The sequence below is a fragment of the Paenibacillus paeoniae genome (assembly GCF_003388735.1).
Classification (GTDB): domain Bacteria; phylum Bacillota; class Bacilli; order Paenibacillales; family Paenibacillaceae; genus Pristimantibacillus; species Pristimantibacillus paeoniae.
The window spans coordinates 103903-128551 of the sequence record NZ_QUBQ01000007.1 but is presented as its reverse complement, the minus strand read 5'-3'; the positions used below and the strand labels follow the sequence as shown (position 1 = coordinate 128551).

At 48.3% G+C, this 24649-nt stretch carries 18 protein-coding genes; 2 read left to right on the top strand and 16 right to left on the bottom strand.

Going from position 1 to position 24649, the window contains the following annotated elements; genetic code table 11:
- Nucleotides 1–87 precede the first annotated feature (87 nt).
- From DX130_RS23885 to DX130_RS23845, 9 genes are all read right to left on the bottom strand, one after another.
- On the bottom strand, nucleotides 88–2583 hold the full coding sequence (locus DX130_RS23885; protein WP_116049661.1) for an S-layer homology domain-containing protein: 2496 nt from the start codon (nucleotides 2581–2583) through the stop codon (nucleotides 88–90).
- Nucleotides 2584–3070: 487 nt separating this feature from the next.
- A complete protein-coding gene (locus DX130_RS23880) occupies nucleotides 3071–7252 on the bottom strand; it encodes an S-layer homology domain-containing protein (RefSeq protein ID WP_116049659.1) in 4182 nt (1393 codons plus the stop codon).
- A 354-nt stretch (nucleotides 7253–7606) separates the two neighbouring features.
- Nucleotides 7607–8755 carry a glycosyltransferase family 4 protein gene (locus DX130_RS23875; protein WP_116049657.1) on the bottom strand — a complete coding sequence of 383 codons (1149 nt, stop codon included), beginning with the start codon at nucleotides 8753–8755 and terminating at the stop codon, nucleotides 7607–7609.
- A 197-nt stretch (nucleotides 8756–8952) separates the two neighbouring features.
- Entirely contained in the window at nucleotides 8953–9714 is a 762-nt protein-coding gene (locus DX130_RS23870) for a WecB/TagA/CpsF family glycosyltransferase (RefSeq protein WP_116049655.1), read from the bottom strand.
- A gap of 7 nt (nucleotides 9715–9721) precedes the next feature.
- Nucleotides 9722–10873 carry a polysaccharide pyruvyl transferase CsaB gene (gene csaB / locus DX130_RS23865; RefSeq protein WP_116049787.1) on the bottom strand — a complete coding sequence of 384 codons (1152 nt, stop codon included), beginning with the start codon at nucleotides 10871–10873 and terminating at the stop codon, nucleotides 9722–9724.
- A complete protein-coding gene (locus DX130_RS23860; protein ID WP_240644679.1) occupies nucleotides 10837–12951 on the bottom strand; it encodes a DUF5693 family protein in 2115 nt (704 codons plus the stop codon). The genes csaB and DX130_RS23860 overlap by 37 nt, the downstream gene beginning before the upstream one ends.
- A gap of 30 nt (nucleotides 12952–12981) precedes the next feature.
- The gene (locus tag DX130_RS23855; protein WP_116049652.1) at nucleotides 12982–14706 is read right to left on the bottom strand and encodes a phospho-sugar mutase; all 1725 of its coding nucleotides are present in this window, start codon (nucleotides 14704–14706) and stop codon (nucleotides 12982–12984) included.
- Nucleotides 14707–14762: 56 nt separating this feature from the next.
- On the bottom strand, nucleotides 14763–15194 hold the full coding sequence (fabZ, locus tag DX130_RS23850; protein ID WP_116049650.1) for a 3-hydroxyacyl-ACP dehydratase FabZ: 432 nt from the start codon (nucleotides 15192–15194) through the stop codon (nucleotides 14763–14765).
- Nucleotides 15195–15348: 154 nt separating this feature from the next.
- Complete coding sequence (locus tag DX130_RS23845) at nucleotides 15349–15873, bottom strand: CDP-alcohol phosphatidyltransferase family protein (protein ID WP_116049786.1); 525 nt, start codon at nucleotides 15871–15873, stop codon at nucleotides 15349–15351.
- 205 nt (nucleotides 15874–16078) lie between these two features.
- Here DX130_RS23845 and DX130_RS23840 point away from each other — a divergent pair, with 205 nt between their 5' ends.
- Both DX130_RS23840 and DX130_RS23835 read left to right on the top strand, forming a co-directional pair.
- Nucleotides 16079–16678 (top strand): TetR/AcrR family transcriptional regulator, encoded by a 600-nt coding sequence (locus DX130_RS23840; RefSeq protein WP_116049648.1) that lies wholly within the window; start codon nucleotides 16079–16081, stop codon nucleotides 16676–16678.
- Between the two features lie 53 nt (nucleotides 16679–16731).
- A complete protein-coding gene (locus DX130_RS23835; protein WP_116049647.1) occupies nucleotides 16732–18189 on the top strand; it encodes an MDR family MFS transporter in 1458 nt (485 codons plus the stop codon).
- Between the two features lie 255 nt (nucleotides 18190–18444).
- On the opposite strand, the gene DX130_RS23830 is transcribed toward DX130_RS23835, so the two are convergent.
- The 7 genes from DX130_RS23830 to spoIID all read right to left on the bottom strand — a co-directional run bounded on the left by DX130_RS23830 (nucleotide 18445) and on the right by spoIID (nucleotide 24428).
- A complete protein-coding gene (locus tag DX130_RS23830; RefSeq protein WP_165861435.1) occupies nucleotides 18445–18867 on the bottom strand; it encodes a DNA-directed RNA polymerase subunit beta in 423 nt (140 codons plus the stop codon).
- Nucleotides 18868–18888: 21 nt separating this feature from the next.
- Nucleotides 18889–19728, bottom strand: coding sequence for a flagellar hook-basal body protein (locus DX130_RS23825; RefSeq protein ID WP_116049644.1), 840 nt, complete (start codon nucleotides 19726–19728; stop codon nucleotides 18889–18891).
- A 33-nt stretch (nucleotides 19729–19761) separates the two neighbouring features.
- The gene (locus DX130_RS23820) at nucleotides 19762–20628 is read right to left on the bottom strand and encodes a flagellar hook-basal body protein (RefSeq protein ID WP_116049642.1); all 867 of its coding nucleotides are present in this window, start codon (nucleotides 20626–20628) and stop codon (nucleotides 19762–19764) included.
- A gap of 166 nt (nucleotides 20629–20794) precedes the next feature.
- Entirely contained in the window at nucleotides 20795–21784 is a 990-nt protein-coding gene (gene mreB / locus DX130_RS23815) for a rod shape-determining protein (RefSeq protein ID WP_116049641.1), read from the bottom strand.
- Nucleotides 21785–21934: 150 nt separating this feature from the next.
- Nucleotides 21935–22222 carry a sporulation transcriptional regulator SpoIIID gene (gene spoIIID / locus DX130_RS23810; protein ID WP_028608269.1) on the bottom strand — a complete coding sequence of 96 codons (288 nt, stop codon included), beginning with the start codon at nucleotides 22220–22222 and terminating at the stop codon, nucleotides 21935–21937.
- Nucleotides 22223–22399: 177 nt separating this feature from the next.
- A complete protein-coding gene (locus tag DX130_RS23805) occupies nucleotides 22400–23143 on the bottom strand; it encodes a M23 family metallopeptidase (protein WP_116049639.1) in 744 nt (247 codons plus the stop codon).
- Nucleotides 23144–23207: 64 nt separating this feature from the next.
- Complete coding sequence (gene spoIID / locus DX130_RS23800) at nucleotides 23208–24428, bottom strand: stage II sporulation protein D (protein ID WP_240644678.1); 1221 nt, start codon at nucleotides 24426–24428, stop codon at nucleotides 23208–23210.
- Between the last annotated feature and the right edge of the window lie 221 nt (nucleotides 24429–24649).

The following is a 24649-nucleotide window of genomic DNA, read 5'->3' as shown; positions in this document are numbered from 1 at the left end:
ACTGTATTGTTGCGTTCAGTTATACAAAAATATAGAAAAACCCTCTGGCTTAAGCCAGAGGGTTTTTCTATATTTCAGTTTTAAAGACTACTCTTGAACTTTAACTTGAATGTGGTAAACTTTACCAGTTTCAATCACAAGAGTAATAGTAGCTGTACCAACACCAACTGCAGTTACAGTTTTCTTTGTTGTATCTACGGATACAACCGCATTGTTATCTGTGAAGAATGCATAATCGGATCCTTCATTGATGTCGATTTTGTCGCCGTATTGATCATAAGCAACAAAGACGCCATCTACAGAAGGAGTTTTTTGACCGATAAGTTTAGTAGTAAAGATACCATCGACAGTTTTTACGTTCAGCGAGTTGTTGTTTTGTGTAACCGAAGTCAACACTGGAGAAGTTTTCACAACTGTGAAAGCTAGTGTAGCAATACGAACATCGTTTACAGTTACATAAACATTTTCAGTACCTACTTTACCACCTTTAACAATGGTAGGGTCTGGAGTAACAGTATCAGCAATTACTACTTTTTTGTCATCACTGAACTTCAATTCGAAGTTAGTAATTTCATCTAGGTAGTTGCCATTTGTATCTTTAGTGTAAACTTTAATTGTAGTTTGTTCTGGACCTTTACGTTTCTTATCAGTGGCTGTAGGGTTCAAGTCAAGTGTCGTGTGCTCTGGAACCGCAACATAACCAGCGAAGTTTCCGGCTTCAACAAGAGAAACCGCTACGTTTTTGCTAAGGTTGCCGAACGATACTTTGATTGTAGCAGAACCAGACTTAGTGTTACTACCTGCTGCCAAAGAAAGATTTGCTTCGCCATTAGTAAATGATTCCTCTTTAAAACCAGTATCACCTTTAAGGAAACCAGCTACGATGCCGTCAGCATTAATTGTGAACTTAACTTTTTCTGCTGTTGGAGGTGTAAAGAGATCTCCGTATTGGTCACGCAATTCAACCTTCAGGTTTTGTGGAACATTTTTATTAAGAACCAGTCTCACGCTACCAGGAACAACGTTAAGCGTAGTTGCTTTAGCTTCTGCTTTAACAACAACATTTACAGTTTTGCTGATAGTTCTAGATGTTTGGTACACGTCTGTAGCAGTAATAGTAACACTTGCAGTACCTGTGCCAATTGGAGTCAGGTTACCTTGTTGGTCAACAACCAACAAAGTTGGCGAATTGGATCTGTAAGAAAGTTTGAAATCAATATCTTTTGCAAGAGGATTGCCGTGTTGATCTTTCACTTCAACTGTAAACAGTTTTCCACTTGTTTCGTTTGCGAAGATAGAAAGTTTATCTTCGGATTGGTCACCAATCGCGATTTTGCTGAATGTAGTAACAGCGTTAAGTGTTTCTTTAACATCAATAATAGTGTTTCCAGTTTCAAGTTCGGAATCAACCAGTTTCAAGTTGACTACGGAGAAACCTTTAACAAGCGCTTTGATTGCTCCAACGCCATTTTCTCTACCAACTACGTGTTGTTGGGAGGATTGAAGCTCCACAGCAGTGTTAAGATCATAGTTAGGAGTAATGTCGTTGCCATTAGCATCCTTAATAACAATCTTCACTGTATCGCCTGCTCCATAAACAGTAGCGCCAAAGGAGATGGAAGTAGCAGTTGTTTTGTTGTAAGTGAATTCTTTAGAAGCCGAATCCAGTGTGAAGTCGCCAGCTTTGTTTTTCAGGCCGCTAACAACCACTGTGTATTCTTTTTCGTTAGCTAGAACATCATTCAATGTCAGTGTAGCTTTTTTGCCGTCAACTGCAACTTTGTCAATTGTTCTAGTAGCGAATTGATCGCCTTTTTCGTGAACTTTGAAGTTAGTTGCTTTAGCATCACCAAGTTCAGTGTTGAATTCAACAACAACTGTTGCACGGTTAGTAGCTTTTACAGTCTCAACAGTCAGTGCAGTGATTTCGAAACCTTTAAGGCCCAGAATCGTGCCCAGTTTCTTGCCAGTGCCAGTAACTTCTGTGTTCAGAGCTGTTACGATAACTTCGTAAGTAACACCGCGAAGAGCGTTAGCTGCGAATTCAGTGCCTTCAGCAACCAATTTCTTTTCAACAGCTACTTTAGGAACGTCAGCATAGTCAGCTTCGATTTTAAGAGCACGAAGAACTACTGCAGCGAACTGTTGGTTAGTAAGCGGTTGGTTGTAACCAAATTTGTTGTCGCCTTTACCTTCCATCAGACCTTGTTCTTTAGCCCAAGAGATGTAACCGTCGTAGAACGAGTTTGTTACATCAGTGAAACCGTGGTTGTTAGCATGCTCGGAAGCAGCTTTCTCTACGCCCAGAAGACGGGACAGAAGAACTGTTAGATCTTCACGCTTCCACTCTTTGTCTTCGTTAAGATTTCCTTCAAGATTACCTTTGATAACGCCGATTTCTTGCAGATACTCACCAGCAGTTTGTTTCTCTGCTGCAGATGTTACAGCTGCGAACATGGAGAATACCATTGCAATCGCAACTAACAGGGATAAACTTTTCTTCATAACCTTTTTTTCTCCTCCTCTAAATTGCTTCGGTTGTTGAGAGTTTTGTTTGGATAATGAATTGCTCGTTTCCCTCATAGCCGATTCACCCCCTTCCCAGAGTAGAGCAGTAATTTGTATAAATGATGTCTACGCATGATCAACCCTATGTAATCTCATGTCGTAGAAACTTGTAAACCATGAAAGAATAGATGCTAGACTATCTGCATCACTATAACATTATACAATGGGCTACTCGTACCGTAAAGAGGAACTTGTGAATTCATTCCAATTAAAAACTTGCCGCCCTCTCGATAACGTCATGTATTTAAACGTATGTCGTTGTGAAAAGTTGCGTTTCTTTCAGAAAAAAAATTGTTGGCTTTTTTTGGGACAAACCCGCGTCCTTATCACGTTGTTAGTATAGCTTGTTCTATGCAGAGAGTCGATGCAAAAGATTTTCCATGGATAAAGTTTCTCTCTATTACTCTTGTACAAGCCCAATCACGCACTATTGCTGAAAATTTTCGTAACATTGCACAAAAGAGGGGTTGGCATGTCGCCAACCCCTCTTCCAAGACAGTAATTAATTGTATATCTTAGGCAGCTTCTTCATGTCGTTCATGACACGGGCCATAATAATGGCCGCATCGCTGCGGAGCAATCTTGCTTTCGGATCGAATACCGATCCTTCTTTTGGATCCGCCGGATTGACCAGCTTGCCTTGAATAAAGTTTTTCTTTTGAATCGCCAACACGGCTGGTATGGAATAGAAATCGAAGTTGCCGGAATCCTTGAATATCTTATCCAGTGATTTCTTCGCTTTCGTCGAATCTGGCTCCATTTTCAGTTGAAGCGCTCTTCCCAAAATAACCGCCGCTTCTTGACGTGTCAGTTCCACATCCTCATCGAAGAAGCCAGGACGCTTGCCGTTGACGATACCCGCCCTTGCAGCTGTCTCAATATAGCGGTAGTCATAGATGGAGCTTGACTGATTGGCGTTCGTAATCGTCTCCGGATAGTAAGAGAAGTGAAGAGCGCCCTGATAGTTCAGAGGCAAGTCCATCGCTCTTACGATCATACGAGTGAACTCACCGCGTGTGACGTAACGATCCCCGCCAAACATACCAATTGGATCAATTGCGTTCATAATGCCTTTGGAGAAGATGGCTTCCATCGCTTCGCGAGCATATGGATGATCCGTAATGTCGTTAAAGCCGCGTGTCAGCTTAACAGCTACGTAATAACCGAATTTCGTAAATGGTACAGTAATCGTGCGTTTCTTCTCGTCTACAACGCCGCCGATGTTTTCCCACTTGCTGTTATACGGGTCAAAACGGAATACCGTAATCGTCGTTCCCGCGCTCTGTACAACATTAGAATCATAGGTGAGCGTCAGTGAGCCTGGCGAGCTCGGCATCAATTCACGATCGAATTGTCCCCAACGTGCCGCAAAATTGTCCGTATATTTGTTCAGCAGATTTGGGAATGGAAACGGATCTTGTCCGGTCGTAATTGGGTCGTAGGCTGGACTGCTTGGATCAGGATTGTCTGCCAGGCCTCCATCGATCCAGAACAACGGACTTGCTTTAATAAATTGTCTAGCCTCATCTTGGAATCTGTATCCGATATGAAGGTTGCCGGCTGCTTGACTCGTTGCCGAGTAATTCGGCGGTTGTCCTTCATACAGATGACGATCTACAATGCCGTCATTCGGATTTGCAATTGCAAACAAGATATCATTATTATTGTAGACCTGTGATGCATGTCCGGTAGATGCGTTATGATCCGGTCTAATTAATTGTGTATTTTTCTTAAATGTCAATGTCAGCGCATTGTTGAACAGTTTATGCGAGGAAGACATCGTTTCCAGCATCTGAGCGCCTGGAATATTCGTCGGTACGTATTTGACGGTAAGCTCCTGCTTGATTGTATCGTCACCGCGCGTAATCTGGAACGGTATCTTGGTATCTCGACCAGCTCTCAGGTCCTTTACAACAGCTCTAAAAGCCTCGACATATGCTGTTCCGCTATCATTTGCCCCGTGGTCAACATAGGTTACCTTCTCCGCCTTTTCCTTTCCAATGATAATGGAATCGGCACCTGGCGAGCTAATGATAACCTCTACGAAGTTGCGATTTGTAACCCTCTCTTCTTTTACAGGCAATTTAATGCTGTACGGAATCGAAATTGGGTTGATTTCCAGTCGATGCGTCGCACGAGGTCCGTTGACGCCAGCATTAAATACGGTAATAACATATACCGTAGAGCTTCCGTCTGCAGGCATCATTTGGCCATTAATGGTAAAGAAGAAGTTCTGTGCATTTACATCGTAATAAAATTGGACAGATGCATCTGGCGTAGATGGTTTCTGACCTGGATTAATAATAATCGGAGGCCCGTCTTTACCGCCAGTTTGAGTTAGAATGTTTCTATCCTTGTCCACAAGATAGAATTCTTGTCCTAAATTCCAGCTTACAGGACTCTTCCAGTTCGGCGAGTCAATAGTAACAATGTAATCCTGTAGAGTCAATCTCGATAAACTGGATTGTACATTACCTGGAACCGTACCTAAGTCTACAAAGTCGAATGTGCCATACACATCAAAATCAGCTTCACGTGTCGTGTATACAGATCCTTGTTTATTAAAGCTGGAGTCCGCAGACACCGGTGGCCATTGACCTCGTGTATACGGATAGACTCCGTCCGTATTAGGAGCCGGGACTGTAGGCAGATTGGTTGGCACAATGCTGAACCTTAATGTGTATTCATAATTATTGCTTTTCGAAATAAACACAAATTTGATGGTATTGCTACCTGCTTTATTCAAAATGCCAGAAATGAATGCCGGCGTGCCTTTGGAGCTAGTACTAGTACTATCAAGCTGAAACTTCGTTAAAGTCCCCGCATCTTTCAAATCCACGGCAACATTATTAATGTATAAGAAGACCGATTGATCCGTACCTGAATATTTAATTTCGCTATCATTCACAACATTGAATAACTGACCATTAAAATTGCCTAATTGACTCAACAAGCTTTCTGGCGTGCCGTTAACAGAGTCAAACCTCACGTCCATCCCATCCACAATGGAATCAAATTTCATGTAAGGTCCATAAAGCAGTCGAGCAATGATGCTCTTGGTTTCGTTAGACGCGCTGGAATGATTCAATTGGAACGTGATTGTATTCGATCCCGAATTTGGCAGTTTTTGAATCTCCAGAAACACACGAAGGTAAGAAACTTGCTCGTTGTTTACATTTTGATTCACAATCTGACCCAGTGGCTTCTCATTTCCATCCACTACAAGCTTATACACGATGGGATTTGTGGGGTTGACAGGAACCGTTTTAAGCAAAATATTATTAATTAAGTTAGTAATATTCGCCATATTCTCTCCAGCAAGAGTTCCGTAATTGCCAATGAGTAATTCTACACCCATAGGAACAGAGTATACATCTACTCCTCCACTTGGAATATCCGTGCTCTGCAAACTCAACACACGACTAAGGTCCTTAGCTTTAACGATGCTGGGCTTATTCTCAATTGGCTCAGTCATCGAACTATCAAAGCCCGTCAAATAGTTAATGTCGTGGATAAATGCTTTCGTGTTATTTCTGAGAGTAAAATCGATCCAGCTCGACCAATCGTATTGCCTTAAATTTGGCGCTCTAAAACGAATACTGTTCTTAGTATCAAACGTTAAAGGTGCCAAGTTATACGAGAAGTCAACGGTAATGAATTTGGTTGTAGCATCAATCACAGTTGGTGTATAGGTTACGGTATCCGGGGCCACCTCTGATGCCCCGCCTTGTACACTTAATGCTAGCAAATCCTTCAGTTTTGCCCCAATATTTGCCGTAGGAACTGTATTGTTCGGATCAACCTTCAAATCATGCAGTGGCAATGGGATAATAGCCGTTCCGGATATTTTAATACCTGTTCCCGAACCAGTAGAGAAGTCTGTATTGTTTTGCAGATTGGATGATTTCGCAGCATCGCTGATCTTAAGGTTGTAGTATGTAACCTCACCATTGTAGAACGCTACTTGACGTGTAGTTTCTACAACTTGACCACCGTTATGAACTCTAAATTTAATATTGTTTATACCCTTATCGATAGTCAGCTGCGATGTGCTGAACCGGTTATTGTTATTGCCGGTGGACACATTGAAGTCATAACTGCGGCCGTTGATATCAATCGTTACTTTTGTTGCATTAGGCGCGCGACCTGTAATAACGATTTGTCCTTGTTGCGTAATATTCGGAGAATTGGAATAGAGCATGGTAGGCTCTGTTTCCTTCATATCATAGTCCTGATTTTCGAAGGTTACTTTAAGGTCATACAACATTGGGTTGTCACGGTATTCGATATAGATGGATTCCGAGACCATGGATGTGCCTGCAATGCCTTTGAGCGTAATTTTGTTCATGCCCGGAAATAGAATAAGACTGTTGATGCTGATACGGTTATCGCCTGTAGTTGTGATCCCCGTTGTAATTTCTTCCGTCGTATTCAATACTTCCTCTAGTCCGGTGGACGTCACTTGCTTGACATTGTAGCTGATGGAGCTGCCGACAACGCCGTTAATGGTGCCACTGATTAGGATAGTCTTCGTGGAGACAATTCTTGCATTGGCTCTTGTGTCATTCTCATTTGGGAACAGGAAATAGGCTCCTGCGGCGTTTGCCGTTTGCGGTGCCATGTAGCTCGGCAATAGGGTGACGATAAGCGCGAATGTTAAAAGTAGGGATAGTGCTCTTTTCAAAACGGTGTTCCTCCTTTATGCGAATCTGTTCTTAAGCTGCGCGTAAGTCAGCTGGACCACTTGGACCATCAAGAAATAGGGCTATAGTCATTGGATAGCTCGTCCATAGGATGATGACTGACTTATAATTGTTCCTCCCTTTTCCTCCATAGTCAGATATTCTCTCTTCCTGTAATAGACGCGCTGACCCAAGAAAAGTTCTGTATGTTTTTTATCGGCGATTAAATCACAGATGTTTAGACAAGCTGGTAAATTACTGGCGCAATTAGGCTTATACTCCTAGTGTTCAGGTTTCCAGGCATATAAAAAGCCCCACATCCGGGTGGATGCGAGGCTAAAGAGAATAAGTCCGAGTTACTTGCCGCGCGACTGCTGCGTATCTACCTTGGCTATGCGAACGCCGATGCGAGCCAGGAAATTGATAAGCGGACGTCTGGTTTTGTCGACGATGCCTGTCAACTCCGCACCAAGCTGCAAGAAGAACATCAGCAGGCATATTACCGCAAAGGTAATCCAGTTTGCTGCGCTCGATTGCACGACAGCGGATTGAATAATGGCCAGGACGCCAAAGATTGCGGCAATCCCCCAAATAATCAATACCGTGCGACGATGGCTGAAGCCAAGGTCCTGAAGCCTATGATGCAAATGTCCTTTATCCGGTGCAAAGATCGGCTTCTTGTTCACCCAACGGCGAACGATAGCAAAGAATGTATCCGAAAGCGGTACGCCGATGATAAGCAGCGGCGTGACAAAGGATACGATGGTTACCTGCTTGAATCCAAGCATGGATAAGGTCGCCAAGCTGAAGCCCAAGAACAGCGAGCCGGAGTCACCCATAAAGATTTTGGCAGGGTGAAAATTGAATACAAGAAAACCGATAATGCCGCCTAGCAATAGCGTGCTGAGCAGAATGACAGGCTGGAAGCCCATCAAGGAAGCCATGACAACAATAGTCGCGATGGAGATGCCCGATACACCGGCAGCAAGGCCATCCAGACCATCAATTAAATTGATGGCGTTCGTCACGCCAACGATCCAAAGAATCGTAAGCGGGATACCAATCCACTCCGCAATCGGCTGCATCGTCTCGCCGAACGGAATATTCACGAGATCAATTCGGACATTGAAGCCGAATACAACGACGCAGGCAGCCGCGATTTGACCGAGCAGCTTAACCTTGGCCGACAACTCAAAGCGGTCATCCAGTGCGCCGAGAATGATAATAATGGTTCCGCCTACGAGCAGCGCATTAATCATGTTCACGTCGCGCGGGCGAAGCAGTCCGTCCGGGATAAACGGCGAGACGGCTAGAAACGCCCCCACGAATGCGATATAAATAGCGAGTCCTCCGAGACGCGGCATAATGCGCGTATGTACTTTCCGGTGGTTCGGTTTGTCAATGGCGCCAATCTTGAACGCAAATTTCTTCACAAGCGGCGTCATGGCAAGTGCTAATAAAAGAGCGATAATAAATCCCATCGTATACAAGAAGCCAACTGGCATGTGTACAACTCTCCTTTTCTGAAAACATAAGCAGTCTTGCCCATGAGCGAGTACTCTGCTTATATTTCACCGGGAAACGGTCCCTTATTCGGCAACTGCAATCACCTGGGCAACCATTTGCTCCGAAGTGAATTATACTCCGATCGAAAAAGAATTACCAACACCGTTTTCAACCAATTTTCATGAAAATACCCACATTATTGCGCCTCAGGACGTGGTTTTGTCACGTTTTCTTTGTTGCGAAGCACTTTCACTACGAATTTCGGCAGCGCAAGCATCCGCTTATAGCGGGAAGGCTCCTGAAATAAGCGATAAAGCCATTCAATCCGAAGCTTCTGATAAATCATCGGAGCGCGCTTCAGCTTACCGGACACAATGTCGAAGCTTCCTCCGACGCCCATAATAAACGGCACGCCGAGACGCTCTTTGTATTGCGCGTTCCAAGCTTCCTTATCCATGCCGCGCGCTACGAACAGAAGATGAGGCTTGAGACTGCGAATTTCTTCTACAATGGCCTCGTCTTCATTGGGGCCAAAAAATCCGTTGCGATAGCCCACAATTCGGACTTGCGGATATTGCAGTTGCAGTTTCTCGGCGGCTGCCTCAATAATTTCCTGGGAAGTCCCCAGCAAATAAGCGGTCCATCGCCGCTTCTCTCCTTGCTCCATGAGCCGGTGCATCAGGTCAAAGCCCGCTACACGCTCGGCGACAGGATTGCCTACCGTCTTCGCAGCCCATACAACACCCGCGCCATCCGGCACGATCAGATCAGCCTTGTGTAATACGGCAGCAAATTCTGGTTTGTCCAAAGCTTCCATGACCATAATCGGATTCGCTGTTACGACATGCGTCAAGCATCCATCCTCAATAGCCTCTGTCAAGTAGTTAACCGTCTCGTTCATGCTCATTTTCGAGAACGGTACGCCGAAGATCGGCACGGTTGTTAGTTGTTTCGACATGAGGAAATCACCTCGATCTATATTGACGCAATATTTGCAAGATTTGTTGCGCGGGATTTTTTGCTTGTTGTTTTAGCGTCTCAATTGCAGGGCCGTGCTTGCTGCGCCATGCCTCAGGCGCGCCCAGCAGAGCGCATGCTTCATCTGCGAACGCCTCCGCATCAAGCGATTCTGTCGTCCCTATGGGACGCAGATTCAATCGGTTCAAAAATTGATCGATCTTGGGGTCGTACGACAGCCCAAGCATCGGAATTTGTTGATTGGCGGCGTAAATAAGCGCGTGGAGGCGCATGCCGAACAAAGCGTCGCAGCGACTGACCTCCAGCAGCATCGCCTGGGGGTCGTCGCCCGGGGCGGCCAGCTCGGCGGTGCTTCCTTCGCCGAGCCGGCCGCTCAGCCGTTCCATCACCTCTTCCGACGTTACCCGGTCGGAAGGGGTGTGGAACGGCAAGAAGCGCAGCCGAACCGGCCTGCGCTTCGACAGCGCGACCAGCGCCTCGGCGGCGCGCACCATATCGGCGCCGTCCTCGCGCCAACGGCGCAGCGAGACGCCGATAACCGGCGGCGTCTCGTCCGCGCCTGCGCGCGGCTCTGCTGCCGGTGAACCCTCCGGCAGCGGGAGCCCCATCACCGGATCGGGTACAACATCGATCCGGTCCAGCGGCATGCCGATCCGCCCAAGCAGAGCGGCGGATTCAGCATCCCGCACCGACACATACTTGCTCCGGCGCATCGCGCTCCGGATCATCCAATCCATGGAGCGGCGATTGATCGGCCCTATGCCTTGCGCATAGGCAAAGGTTGGCTTACCCAGCCACTGGGCAAGCTTCATGATTCCGATATAATATGGAATCGTCTTCCCGCTCGTCACGTCCTGAAGCAAGCTGCCGCCGCCGCTAATCAATCCGTGGCTGCTACGGATCGCACGAAGTACGTCGCCTGGCTTCATCCGATGGACAGCCTCTACGCCATACATCGCGGTCGTCCAAGCAGGATCGGCGCTAAGCACGATTGGCTCGACGCGCATGCCTTGTTTGTCTCCCTCTTCCTTCAGCGCCAACAGAATGGAACGAAGCACCGCTTCGTCGCCGCTATTGCGGAAGCCGTAATAACCAGATATGGCTATGCGGAATGTTTGCGAATCATTGGTGCCAGCCATTTGCGCCATGCTCCTTCCAATACGATCCAAACCGCGATGAAGATACCGCCAATGATAAGACCTGCTCCAAGACCAAGCAGCGTGCGTACGATTGAAATGTATAGCGGCGTATGAATATGGGTGAACGTGCTGACCATAGTCAGCTGTCCAATGATGCCCACAATGATTAATACCCAAGCTGCGCGGTAACGAATCGCAAGGAACAGTCCTAGCAGCAACGGCGGATGTCCAAGCATAAATTCTTTAAAGCGCGGACGAACACCAAATGTCGATTCCAGCCAATTGCGGATAATCAATTCTACCCAAGTCACTTGTCCTGAATTGCCTGTACGCGACAAATAGTAGAAGCCTACAGCGCCCACGATGGCCGCAATAACGACCCACATGACCAGAATCGGCTGACGGAGCAGCTTGACAGCGCGTCCGAACACGCCACGACCTTCGCTGCTTTCATAAAGCAGGATGTAAAGCGTAATCAGCGCAATAGGGCCCAGATGAAGCAAGCTTACGCCTCTGAACTGCTCCAACACCAAGCTGTACGTAATGTTGTTCAACAAGCCGAATACAAGCGGAACAGCTGTAAGCGAGATGCATGTCGCCACGACAAACCAGTTCAAAGCAATGCCAATTCGTCGGCCGATGGAAACGCTAGGGAATACCCACTGCGTCCGTCCATCAGATTCTTGAGCAGCATTTCCGACCGTCCATTCCTCGCCGCCAACCATGCGTCGTTCGCCGATGGTACGGGAATAGATGCGGTTCATGACCCAGATCAGCGCCAGCGTCGGTCCGCTTACCGCTGCGCCAAGTGCAAGAGCTTGCTCCATAAGCGAGCTGTTCAGAACGAACAAACCTGCCGAACCAATGAGACCAAGCAAAAATACTAGAATGGAAATATGCGGGATAAACGCGCTAATCAACAATGTAATGATCGCAATCGCGCCGAGAGCTACGACGCCTCGCAAAGGCTTCTCCCACGCAGGCTTATCGAAGGAGAAAGGCTGCGCCAATCCCGTCGTGTATCCGGCCGCTTCCAATTGGGCGACCACGCCGTTTGGTCCGCTCATTGCTGCTGCGAGCTTGTCCACCGAATGATTCAGCAGCCCAGTGTCCGTGCTGCCTTGATTCATCGTGTTCAGGAAGAACATCCGAATATTGCGATCTTTCGCTGCCAGCAAGAAGCGATCGACGATACCTTCCTGCGTCATCTCGATGCTGTCCTCTGGAGACAGCGAGTAAAGCCTTGTCACATTATAATCTGTTACATAAGCCAGTTTATTTATGCCTTGCTGCGGTTTTTTCAAATTCTCAATCGCAATGAGACCGATATCGTATTGCTTTAGCAATTCGCCGAAGCTGTCCAAGCTATTCAGCGCCGATTGGTCAGAAGTGCCTTTAGCCTTCTCTCCATCGAACAATATACGCGTCACACCATACGACTTGAGTCGTTCCAACTGTGCTGCCGTGCGCTCCGAATCGTAAGGTACAACCCGATCAGAGAAACGAGGTAAGATATGGAATCCTTTGTCCAAGAGCTCTTGTATCGTCATAGGATCAAAGTCGAGCGTCTTCAGCACAGCTGCGGACAGCGATTCTTCGATAATGAGGCCTGGCCGTCCATCAAATGACCAATTGCGGATCGGAACTTGCATCCGACCGTACGCCTCGCGCAGGATCGGACCGATCTTATCTTCTTCCTCACGTCCGTTAAAAAGAACATACGTATAGTTAACCCGCTCGTCAGGCAGTTTACCTTGCAGCAAAGCGGCTTCTTTTTCATTGTAATAAGTTAGTCTGCCGGCCTGCATAAGTTCCTTTAGCGAGCTTTCATAGACCGACATCGTCGAAATGCCAGACTCCTTGAGCAAGTCCACCTTATCACTCAGAAATTGTTTGGGATTAGAACGAAGCTCTGCGACCTCCACAATATCCCTATGATCAAATACATACTCGATCGTATTCGCAGATTTCTCCATCGCTATCCGCGATATACCAAGCGGCATAGCCGCCACCACGCCTACAAGCGTAATGACCCACAGCCATAGCTTTGCCTTCCGATTCCAACGCTGCCAACGCATGAGCACGTTACTCCTCCGTTCTATTCCTTGTTAAGTCAGTCCGTCCACACGGGACATAACCGTTTGCCGCAATTGCTGCAGCGCAGCTGCGGAAGCATCCGCCGACTCTTTCTTCACGCCAAAATAAACTTTAATTTTGGGCTCCGTGCCGGATGGTCTCAAGCAGAACCACGAACCGTCTTCCAGTTCGTATTTCAATACATTTTCAGGACGAAGCCCGTCCAGACTATTTCCATAATCCTGAACCGACTTGATACGAATTCCATTCATAATAGCCGGAGGATTGAAACGCCAATCTTCCATAATAGCGCTGATTTTCTGTACACCGTCGAAACCTTTGAGTGTACGCGACTCCAAGCCCTCAAGATAATAGCCGTGGTTCTCATACAGCTCTTGAAGCACATCAAGCAGTGTCTTACCTTGCATGCTGTAATAAGCGGCAGCCTCGCAGATCAACAAAGACGCAACAACAGCATCCTTATCCCGCGCATACGTGCCGGTGAGATAACCATAGCTCTCCTCATAACCAAATAAGAAGGACCGCTCCGCGGTTTTCTCATATGCCGTCATCTTCTCACCAATATATTTGAATCCAGTTAGTGTATTCTCTACACTTACTCCGAAGGCGCGAGCGATATCGGCTCCCATCTCGCTGGTGACAATCGTCTTGATGACGACTCCGTTATCGGCAAGCAGTCCTCTTTCCTTCAGCAGGCTAAGCTTATAATGCACCATTAACGCACCCGATTGGTTGCCTGTCAGCGCAACATATTCACCTTGGCGGTCTCTAACAAACGCACCCATTCGGTCTGCGTCGGGATCCGTCCCGATGATGATGGCAGCGGCTTCCTTCTTCGCCAGTGCAATTGCCAGCTCGAATGCTTCGCGTTCCTCCGGATTGGGTGATTTGACCGTGCTGAAGTAGCCGTCGGGATGCTCCTGCCCTTCGACGACGAGTACATGCCTGAAGCCGGCTCCGGCTAGCGCAGCGCGAACAGGCTTATTGCCCGATCCATGCAAGGGTGTAAACACGATGCCGAATCGCTCGCCCAGCTCGCCGTGCAGTAGCTTCCCGTTCAAGCTCTCTCCCACGACCGTCTCCGTATAGCGACGATCCTCTTCCTCCCCCAGCCATACCAGCAGACCTTCCGTCTCCGCTTCTCCTCTGCTCGCCCTCTTAATAGCGCCAAAGCTGTTAATGGCTGCAATAGAAGCAATAACCTGCTCTGCATCCTCTGGAATGAGCTGACAGCCATCCGAGCCGTACACCTTATAACCGTTGTATTCCGGCGGGTTATGACTCGCAGTAATGACAATGCCGCCTGAAGCGCCCAAATCGCGAACGGCGAATGACAGCTGAGGCGTAGGACGCAGCTCCTGAAACAGATAAGCTTTGATCCCGTTTCCAGCAAGAACAAGCGCCGTATCCAGAGCGAATTCGGCTGAGTGATTGCGGGAATCGTATGCAATGACAACAGATGGCAATTTCCTTTCATCGCCATTGTCCAAAATCCAGTTCGCTAGTCCTTGCGTCGCTTTGCCTACCGTGTAGGCGTTCAAACGATTCGTTCCGGCTCCCATGACACCGCGCAGTCCGCCAGTTCCGAATTCCAACTCACGGTAAAAACGGTCCGTCAGTTCCTTCTCTTCGCCTGCAATTGCCCTCAGCTCATCTTTCGTCGCCTGATCGATTACAGGATCATTCAGCCAGGTCTCGTAACGAGCCCGGATGCTATCATTACTCAGATCGCTCACCCTCGACTACTCTCCCTTATCCATATGGTTTCCTATCGGCTACACTTCCAACAGGTTTATGAACGTTCAGTCAAAGCAAACATAAGCTCGCCCTCTGCGACGACCTTGTCCCCTACTTTAGCTGTGGCTTTTCCTTTTCCGATTGGTCCTTTCAGACGTGTAATCTCCACTTCCAGTATAAGCGTATCACCCGGCTTCACCTGCTCGCGGAAACGGAATCCGTCGATGCCTGCGAAGAAACCAAGCTTCCCTCTATTCGCCTCGACCATCAGCATAGCCACCGTACCGACTTGAGCTAATGCTTCCACAATCAACACGCCCGGCATAACCGGATAACCTGGGAAGTGACCAACAAAAAAAGGCTCGTTCATCGTAACGTTCTTTAGTCCTACCGCACGCACGCCTGCCTCAACCTCCAAAATCCGGTCAATCAGCAAAAACGGCGGTCTGTGAGGAATGATTTCTTGAATTTGTATAATATCCATCATAATAAACGACTCCCTTCAACATTTCATAGTATAAAACAGGCCTACTTAAGCGAAACTAATCCTATCCTTCATAAATCTGCAGATTATGGAGGTTAAGATAAGGGGGCTTGACCACCCTGACCTAAAGTGTCCGGGGTCAAGCCTCTTTCTGTGTTTATGCTTGTTTAGTATGGTTCTCGCGGTTCAGCTCCTTATAAGACGCCAAATACACGAAAGAAGTTACGAATGAAAACGCAATAACGATCCATAAGTATGTATGGGCAAAAGACGCTTGAAAAAAGATAAACATGATCGCAAAATAAAACATCACGGTCGTCAGCTTGCCCATCCAATTGGCAGGCACGGCCCGTTTCCCTCGAAAATGAGTCAATAGCCCTGCCGCAATCATCCCAAGATCGCGCAGAAACATAGCTCCTGCGGCCCACCACGAAATATAGCCGGTCAGAAGCAGCGACAATATGACCGTAATTAACATCAGCTTATCCGCTAAAGGATCCAGCATTTCGCCAATCGTCGTCACTTGTCCGTACTTGCGGGCAATATAGCCGTCCATGACATCCGTCACACCAGCAGCGACCACAATGAGAAAGGCTGGAATCATGTGACCGCTAACAAATATACCAATATAGACAGGAATCAACAGAAAACGCAAAGCTGTCAACAAATTGGGCAGATTCAAACGCAACGCTCACACTCCTTCTAGTCCCCGGAATGTCCCACCATGGTTCCCAACTATTATAAACTACCTATCCCAAAATGAAAACAAACACCAGCCACAGCAGCTAAAGTTAGGAATTGCGCAAATCGATTCGCCATGTTAAAATACTGACTGACCGTTCAGTTTACGTTTTGCATACGGTTAGTATTCGGGAAGGAGAGGCGCCTTGAATAAAAAGAAAGCGCAAAGTGAAGAAACGAAAGCGCGTATTATAGAAGCTGCGAACAACGTGTTTTCGCAACGAGGCTATCACGCTGCATCTATAGAAGATATCGCCAACGCTACTGGGGTGAGCAAAGCTAATATTTATTATCACTTCAAAAGCAAAGAAGGGCTGTTCCTCACTCTGCTCGATCAATATGAAGCGGAGTGGAAAGCTTTATGGGCAGAACAGCTAAAACGCTATGCTTCTACGACGGAGTTGCTGAATGGCATGATCGATGTCGGTCTGAAGCGGGGATTTCATCATCCCTTGACCCGGGCCGCCAGAGAATTTCTTGAAGAAGCATGGGGCAAAAGCGTAGAGGGCTGCCGTCAAATTGCGATTAAGATAAACGAAAATCGCGCCTTTTACCAAAGCCTGATCCAGCAAGGAATCGATTCCGGAGAATTCAAATCGGTCAATACCTCCGATCTTGGCCGTATTCTTGAAGCCATGTTCCGTGGACTTGGCGAGTCCTCGCGCGACTTAAGTCTGGAAGAAGCGATTCGGCTATACCGTGTAGCTCTGGATGCCTTGCTTTACGGAATTGTTGCGAGGGATTAAGGAAAACTTAAATATAGAACTTATGGATATGGATTTGGAGGGTTTACGTAATTATGAATACATCAACAGCCGCAACTGGTGCGGCACCACAAGATCTGGGCAATATCAAGAGACTGCCTATTCTGATCTCGCTTATAATCGGAGCCTTTTTCTCCATTCTGAATGAAACGCTGCTTAACATCGCATTTGTAGACCTCAGCATTGAATTCGACGTAGCCTATACAACCGTTCAATGGCTTTCTACCGGCTATTTGCTCGTCGTCGGCATTCTGATACCCGTCTCCGCTTTGCTGGTGCAATGGTTTACGACCCGCCAAATGTTTTTGGGCGCGATGACGCTTTTCTCCATCGGTACGCTTGTATGTGCACTAGCACCTGAATTTTCCGTGTTGCTGATCGGGCGTGTCCTTCAAGCGTTCGGCACAGGACTTATGCTGCCCGTTATGATGAATACGATTCTACTCCTCTATCCGCCTGAGAAGCGCGGCGCAGCAATGGGCACAATGGGTCTGGTCATCATGTTCGCTCCTGCTATCGGCCCAACGTTGTCAGGACTTATTCTGGAATCGTTGAATTGGCGCTGGTTGTTCTATTTGGTATTGCCGTTCGCCATTTTTTCCATCTTGTTCGCGTTCGTCTTCCTGAAGAACGTATCCACCATTACGAAACCACGGGTCGACATCTTGTCCATCCTGTTATCAACCGTCGCTTTCGGCGGTATCGTATTCGGCTTCAGCAGCCTGGGCGAAGGGCATGGCGGATGGGCCAGTGAGCGTGTATACCTGCCTGTCATTGCCGGAGGCATCGCTATGCTGCTATTCATCTGGAGACAGCTTGTATCCAAAGAACCGATGCTCGACTTCCGGGCATTCAAAGCACCCATGTTCTCGTTCGGAACCGTGCTTATTATCATTGTCATGATGTCCCTGTTCTCCACGCTGCTGCTTCTGCCGATACTGATGCAGCAAGGCATGATGCTGTCCGCATTCGCAGCAGGTCTCGTTCTTCTGCCAGGCGGTATCGCCAATGGCTTCTTGTCTCCTATTACAGGCAAACTGTTCGATAAATTCGGACCGCGTGCACTGGTTATTCCAGGAGCAGCTATTCTTGTTATCGTGATGTATTTCTTCACCCAATTGTCGCTCGACACCAGCAAAGGAACCATCATTTTGCTCCATGTGATGATGAGTATTGCGATGTCTATGATTATGATGCCTGCCCAAACGAACGGATTGAACCAGCTCTCTCCTAAATACTATCCGCATGGTTCGGCTATCTTGAATACACTGCAGCAAGTATCCGCCGCAATCGGCATTGCCTTCTTCATCAGTGTCATGACCACTAGCCAGAAGAATTATCTGGCCGATGTCGCTGATCCGACGTCCAAAATCGAGCTTGCTAACTCGCTGAGCGTCGGCGTGAACAGCTCGTTTAAGCTTGGCTTAGTCTTCGCGATTATCGCACTGATCATGTCATTCTTCATCAAACGTTCTGTCCCACCGAAGGCATAACATCTTCTCATTCGAAGTACCGAACACCGCTGACTTGAGCAGTACGGCTACAGTTGCATCTGTCCCTGCGTAGGCAGCCATATTGATCCTTTAGGATGAAGCCCCCATGTGGGGCTTCATTTTGCTTTCCAGCATGTATGGCGATCGTTCATTCAGAGGTCTCTAGCTCCTGCTTTCCACCGACAACAAAAAAAGAGCCGTTCACGCAGCTCCGACACTGCTTAACAGCTCTTCTGACCCATTGGACATGTATGATTAGGATTCAGCGAAAACAAGGTCATACAGATGGCGCCAAGTCGTCCATTCGAACACATCGCTTTTGGAGCCGTCGCCCAAATAAACGAAGCCTACATAAAGTCCGACAATTAGCATGACGACCATGATGATCGGTACAATGCTTTTGCGCAGCACCCAAAAGGCAATTCTCGCCCACTTCGGAAATCTGTACTCCTGTTCATCTTGCTCATCCAGCTTTTCTTGCTCGGGCTTGCGGCTTTTCTCCTTTACAGGTTCTGCAGCCTCTCCCGAATAACCGGGCCCAGTGCCGCCATGCCGCTGCGTACGAGAAAGCGTAGTGCTCATAGAGCTGTAACGCAAAGTTCTTCCCTCGTCGCCCTCATTCTTCATGGATCCGTTCTCGAAATCTCTGCGGCTTGCGGGGATTCGATCATCGGCCATACCTATCACCTTCATTCGTTCCTACGCGCGCATCGAGTTAGCAAGGCTCATCATCGTGTCGCTGGACGATAAAGCTCTTGCTGCCAATTGATAAGCACGCTGAACATTGATAAGCTCCGTCGCTTCATCTACATACTCGACGTTGGACTGCTCCAGATAGCCTTGACGCAAAGCGATCCGATTATCCAGAGTGGGAGTAATCTCCTGTACCACATCGTCTACATTGATGCCCGTCGCAATTGCGAACAAATTATCCGCTACTGCCGTCAAAGCGGCCGGACGGGTTGCTTGAAGCAATTTGATGCTGCCGAGATTGATTGTACCTGCCGAAGATACGCCAAGTACGGTGCCGTCAGCATCTACACGGAGATTATAGCCTGCAGGCAACACAATATTCCCCTCGACAATATTGCCATTGCCGTCAGGGATATTCGCGATAACCGGATAGCCTTTCTCCGTTGCCAAAATCGTATCACCGTTTGCCGCCATCGTCAACTGGAACGCACCGCTCCGCGTATAGGCACGATTGCCAGCACCGTCTACCTGCACTTCAAAAAGCGCGTTTCCTTCGATAGCCAGATCCGTTGGAACTTGAGTCTCATTCATCGGCCCCTGTGACAGGTTAGGCTGTATCATCGTCAGCTTGGAGCCCCAGCCCTGACTGAAATCAAGCGGCGTCAGCCTGCCCGGCTGACTGAATGAATTCGGCTGCCTCTTGGCATTGTTCAACAAATCCTCGAAGGTCGCCTCCTTCTTCTTGTAGCCTACCGTATTGACATTGGCCATATTATCAGCGATGAGGTCCAGCTTCTGCTGGAGCGCGTTCATCGAGACCATTGCATTGATCATGGATGCGTTCATGCCGCAGTTCCTCCCTTAGCTCGTCCGTATCGTCTAGCCTACCCGTCCTACTTCATTAGCCGCTTTCTGCAAGCTTTGGTCATAGAATTGGATGACCTTTTGATTAGCTTCATACGCGCGTAGAGCCGACATTAAATCTACAGCCGCTTGAGCGGAGTCCACGTTGGAACGCTCCACATAACCTTGTCTGACTTCAACCCGCTCGCCCGCCGCGATCGGCTGAGCTTGTCCACGATCGTCCACGAAGCGGAAGTTGCCGTTTCCTTCTCTGACCAGATCATTTGGATTCTCAATTCGGGTAATAAGCAGCTGAGCGCCGATTTCCGCACCGTTGCTGTCCACGAACCGCTGGTCCTCTGTCAAGATCAGACTGTCGAGTCCCACGCCGGGAGGCAGCTGGATAGGCGCACCATTGGTGCCAAGAACATTCGATCCGTCGCTTGTCATCAGGAATCCGTCACCTGTAACCGTGAACTTGCCGCCTCTTGTATACCGGATATCTCCATTGCCGTCCTGCACCGTAAAGAAGGCTTGCGGCTGATAGACAGGTACACCATCCGCACCAATCGCTTTGCCCGATGCGTCGAAGGCAAGTCCGTCTACTTCAATATTGGATATCAATGCAAAATCGGAGGACTGGTTCGTTTGCGTCAGATCGCCCTGCAGGTGAATCGATAAACTCTCTTCGGCAAATACACCGCTTGTCCAACGTCCGACAGTCGTACGCTCCGCCTGATTCACGCCTGTTATCGATAAGAGCATCTCCGGGAATGAGCGTGTAACCGCGTTGGTCTGCTTATAGCCCGGCGTATGAATATTGGCGATATTGTTCGTCACCGTGTCATGGCGACGCTGCTGGGCAATCATGCCCGATGCTGCCGTATATAGTCCTCTTAGCATGACAATCCTCCTAGAATGATAAACCGATTCGTATCTCTACCCTCTATTATCGGCTCGGAGCCAAGTCGTCTGAATAGCGTTCCCTGTGACCTAAGACTCATTTCCGCCTCGGCGCGCCCCCCAATGGCACCCTACCCGCGAAAGCTTGTCCTATGGTTGATTGTCTCTATTTTCTAAGCTTGTCCAAGTTGTCGAGCAGAATGCCCGTTCCCTTCACGACGCAATGCATCGGATCTTCTGCGATAAGAACAGGTACTTTAAGCTCGTCCGCCAGCAATGTATCAAGTCCATCCAACAACGCACCGCCGCCAGTAAGGATAACACCTCTATCAATAATGTCTGCCGACAGCTCTGGAGGCGTCTGCTCCAGTACGTACTTTGCAGCAGCGACTATAGACATTACTGGATCCCACAGAGCTTCCCTGACTTCATTGGATCGGATAGTAACCGTCAAAGGCAATCCGGACACCATGTCCCGGCCCCGTATGTCCATCTCATCCTGACGACCGTTATCATAAACAGTGCCGATCTTAATTTTAATATCCTCGCTTGTCCGCTCACCGATCAATAGCTTGTACTTGCTTTTGATATACTTCATAATCGCGTCATCGAACTTGTTCCCCGCGACCTTAATCGAAGATGCCGTCACGATGTCGCCCATGGACAAGACGGCTACGTCCGTCGTACCGCCGCCGATATCCACCACCATATTGCCGCTTGGCTGGAAGATGTCCATGCCTGCTCCGATGGCTGCAGCTTTAGGCTCCTCTTCCAAATAAACTTCCTTCGCTCCACTACGCTCGGCAGCCTCGCGAATCGCCTTCTGCTCCACGGATGTAATATTCGTTGGGGCGCAGATGAGAATACGTGGACGGCTGAACCACTTGCGGCCGTCCACGCGGTCAATAAACGCTTTCAACATAATTTCCGTAATTTCGAAATCGGCAATGACGCCGTCCCTAAGAGGCCGAATGGCCACAATATTGCCAGGCGTACGCCCGACCATGCGATGCGCGTCCTCGCCAACAGCGAGTACCCTCTTGCTGTCGCTCTCAATAGCGACCACAGACGGCTCATCAAGCACGACGCCTTTCCCTTTCACATGAATAGACACATTGGCTGTTCCCAGATCAATTCCGATATCCTTGCTCAGCATAAGGCTTAAGTCCCCCAACGAATAATAATAATCGCATCGTCCCACTAATGTTTTCCCAGAACAGGAAAAACCCCTAACGAACATTATTCGCCAAAAAGGACAAAAATCCTCTATGCTTTGTAAAAAAATCAGGAATTCACAGGGACGTCGTTACGCCTTCCCGGCAGCCAGTACCTCCCGTTTCTTTGAACTCGTTTTTTTATACTTAATTTTGGTGGCTTCGCCTCCTCTGAGGTGCCTAATCGATTTGTGGTACTCGAGAATGTGCTTTACCTGGTCTGCCAGGTCGGGGTTAATCTCCGGCAACCGTTCGGTCAAATCCTTATGCACCGTGCTTTTGGACACGCCGAACTCTTTGGCGATGGTTCGCACCGTATGCTTCGTCTCCACGATGCAACGGCCTATTTTAATGGTTCGCTCTTTGATGTAATCGTGCACGTTCCCGCCTCCCTACTCGAGATAGTTTGGTACATTATATGAGTGGAGTGGATAGATATTCTTTATGTCCAAGCGTGACAAGCCCTGAAAGGCAATAATTTTTGAAAAAAACAAAACAGGCGGGGGAATTGTCCCCCGCCTTGCGCAACTTTTGACCTATTCGCCAATAAGTCCGAATTATTCGGAGATGTACTGGCTTGGATTAACCGTAGTGCCATTCAAGCGTGTTTCGAAGTGCAGATGGACGCCTAGATCGCTCTCCAGTTCGCTGCGGCCCGCTTGTGCGATAACCGTACCTTGGCTCACTTCGTCGCCTTCCTCCACTTGAATGTCCGTCAAGCTTTGGTACACCGTCACAAGACCGTTGCCGTGGCTAATCTCGATGACGTTGCCATTGTATGGATGCGGCTCAACACGCGTGATCTTGCCGTCTAGCGCTGCAAGCACATCGAACGGCTGGCCGTTCGGATCGGCGAAGTCGATGCCCGTATGCGGCGAGTACGTTGTGCCGACCTGGATAAGAGCCGCTTCCTTGTCCGTCTCGCTTGCTTTCTTATCATAAAACTTCGTTTCTACTTGCAGGTTCTGCTTGCTCGACACCGGCCACTTCATGTCTTCGGCAATCGCTACGACATCGACTTCATCACCCGGCGTAACACTGCCTTCTCCTTCGTTACCTTGTGCAACCTCAGTAGAATTGTCCGGGCCCGTTGTCGGCTTTGCCGGATCAGATCCCTGATAGATCCACATTAAGGTTACGATAATTGCCGCCGCAGCCATGAAGATTGCTGGAGAAACCCAACGCTTCGCGAATAGTTTCTTCAGTCCGCTGCTAGAGTTCGCGGCAGACGCTCCTCCCAGTGAGTTTTTGGGAGTTTCCTCTGGTTTTTGCTTTTGTTTGCTCTGGTTTTGATCATTCATTGATATCACCTCACTAGCCATTGTTGCCACATCTGCTAGGTTTATACGTGAGGCATATCAAATTTTAAGAGGTTGTCCGAGATGGAAGCTTCGAAGCTTGTTCTACTCTCGTCCCGGTATAGTAATGCATAAGAATGGCCGTCGCCTTCTTCCCTTCTTGCGCCATCCCGTTGGCTCCCCACTGGCTCATCCCTACGCCGTGCCCCAACCCATAGGTCAGGATCACAATCTCATGATCTGAGATCTTCCAACTGAAATGAGAGGATGCAAGACCAAGCTTCTCTCTTACTTCCCTGCCGCTAAAAGATTTGCCGTTAATGAGAACCTCTTTAATCCGGTTTCCTTCCGTTCGTTTCGTAACGGTGATAGAGGGCTTGGCGCTTGCAGCCTTCCCTTTTAGACCCAGCGCCCGGTAAAATTCTTTCTTAGTCCATACCGTCTCCGCTTCATAACGTGGAGAGATACCTTCGTCCCAAGGACTGGCTACACTCCGCAAGTAAGGAAGCGACTGTGCCCAGTAATCTTCCGAATTTTCCGTAAACCCGTTGCTTGTAGAAAAAAACGCCGCCTCTATAGGCTCGCCCTCATAAGTCAATATAAATCCTTTTGTCTCCTCTATCGCACGCTTAAGCTTTGCCAAGTTAGTGGTCTTCTCTTCGCCCTTCCACCGCTTGCCCAGCTCGTCCTTCGATAGGTACGCCTGATGCTGCACCGTATCCAACACATCCGCTTTTTCATTCGCCATGACAGCAGAGGACAACCTGCGAACGATATAGGTACGGGCTGCAATCGCTTGAGCCTTCAGCGCTTCCAATTCAAAGTCAATCGGCATCTCTGCTGCAAGGACGCCCGTCACATACGTTTCCAGCGGTACGCTCTCCACCTTCTTCAGCTCTGTCAGATAGACACGAACGCGCTGATTATCCAATGCACCTTTGGCTGGTGCGGTAAGCTCCGCCCCTTCTTCTCTTCCTTCGCTAACCGGCACTGGCTTGACAACTATCGGCTCACCCTGTTGCTCCATACCGCCTTCCCTCCGCACAGCTGGCTGTGGCTTTGCGCTTATGCCCCAGTTCGCGATAGGCTCGACCGATTCAAGCACAGCCTGGTCCGTTTCTCGCAAATGAGACTGTGCCGTTAGGGTTAACCCAGCGTCTGCATGTTCAGATAAGAAAACTCTCATTCCGAACAGGATAAAGCCGAGAAGAACACCGATGCCAAATACGCCCCACCATCCCTTGCTTCTACGCAAATCTAATCCAACTCTAGCAAGCTTTCCTGTCATACTAAGCCTGACGACCTCCCTCCATTCCAGCGCAGGAGCCGCTTTCCTCCCTATCGCGCTTCTCTATGGACATCTCTTGCTGCATGTCCTTATAGTTCAGTCTATGAGGTCATTTAGTAGGATAGAATCAAAATGAGGCTTCTCTAATCCATACAACAAAAAACGGGAGATCCCTTCGCTGCCAGTGTGTATCAATCTGGCTGCAAATGAATCTCCCGTTA

Bases quoted from the DNA above. Each gene is read 5' to 3' on its own strand.
- DX130_RS23885 (WP_116049661.1), bottom strand. From the start codon at position 2,583: ATGAGGGAAACGAGCAATTCATTATCCAAACAAAACTCTCAACAACCG.
- DX130_RS23875 (WP_116049657.1), bottom strand. From the start codon at position 8,755: ATGCCAGTTGGCTTCTTGTATACGATGGGATTTATTATCGCTCTTTTA.
- DX130_RS23870 (WP_116049655.1), bottom strand. From the start codon at position 9,714: ATGTCGAAACAACTAACAACCGTGCCGATCTTCGGCGTACCGTTCTCG.
- csaB (WP_116049787.1), bottom strand. From the start codon at position 10,873: ATGGCTGGCACCAATGATTCGCAAACATTCCGCATAGCCATATCTGGT.
- DX130_RS23860 (WP_240644679.1), bottom strand. From the start codon at position 12,951: ATGCGTTGGCAGCGTTGGAATCGGAAGGCAAAGCTATGGCTGTGGGTC.
- fabZ (WP_116049650.1), bottom strand. From the start codon at position 15,194: ATGATGGATATTATACAAATTCAAGAAATCATTCCTCACAGACCGCCG.
- DX130_RS23835 (WP_116049647.1), top strand. From the start codon at position 16,732: ATGAATACATCAACAGCCGCAACTGGTGCGGCACCACAAGATCTGGGC.
- DX130_RS23830 (WP_165861435.1), bottom strand. From the start codon at position 18,867: ATGGCCGATGATCGAATCCCCGCAAGCCGCAGAGATTTCGAGAACGGA.
- DX130_RS23825 (WP_116049644.1), bottom strand. From the start codon at position 19,728: ATGAACGCATCCATGATCAATGCAATGGTCTCGATGAACGCGCTCCAG.
- DX130_RS23820 (WP_116049642.1), bottom strand. From the start codon at position 20,628: ATGCTAAGAGGACTATATACGGCAGCATCGGGCATGATTGCCCAGCAG.
- mreB (WP_116049641.1), bottom strand. From the start codon at position 21,784: ATGCTGAGCAAGGATATCGGAATTGATCTGGGAACAGCCAATGTGTCT.
- DX130_RS23805 (WP_116049639.1), bottom strand. From the start codon at position 23,143: ATGAATGATCAAAACCAGAGCAAACAAAAGCAAAAACCAGAGGAAACT.
- spoIID (WP_240644678.1), bottom strand. From the start codon at position 24,428: ATGACAGGAAAGCTTGCTAGAGTTGGATTAGATTTGCGTAGAAGCAAG.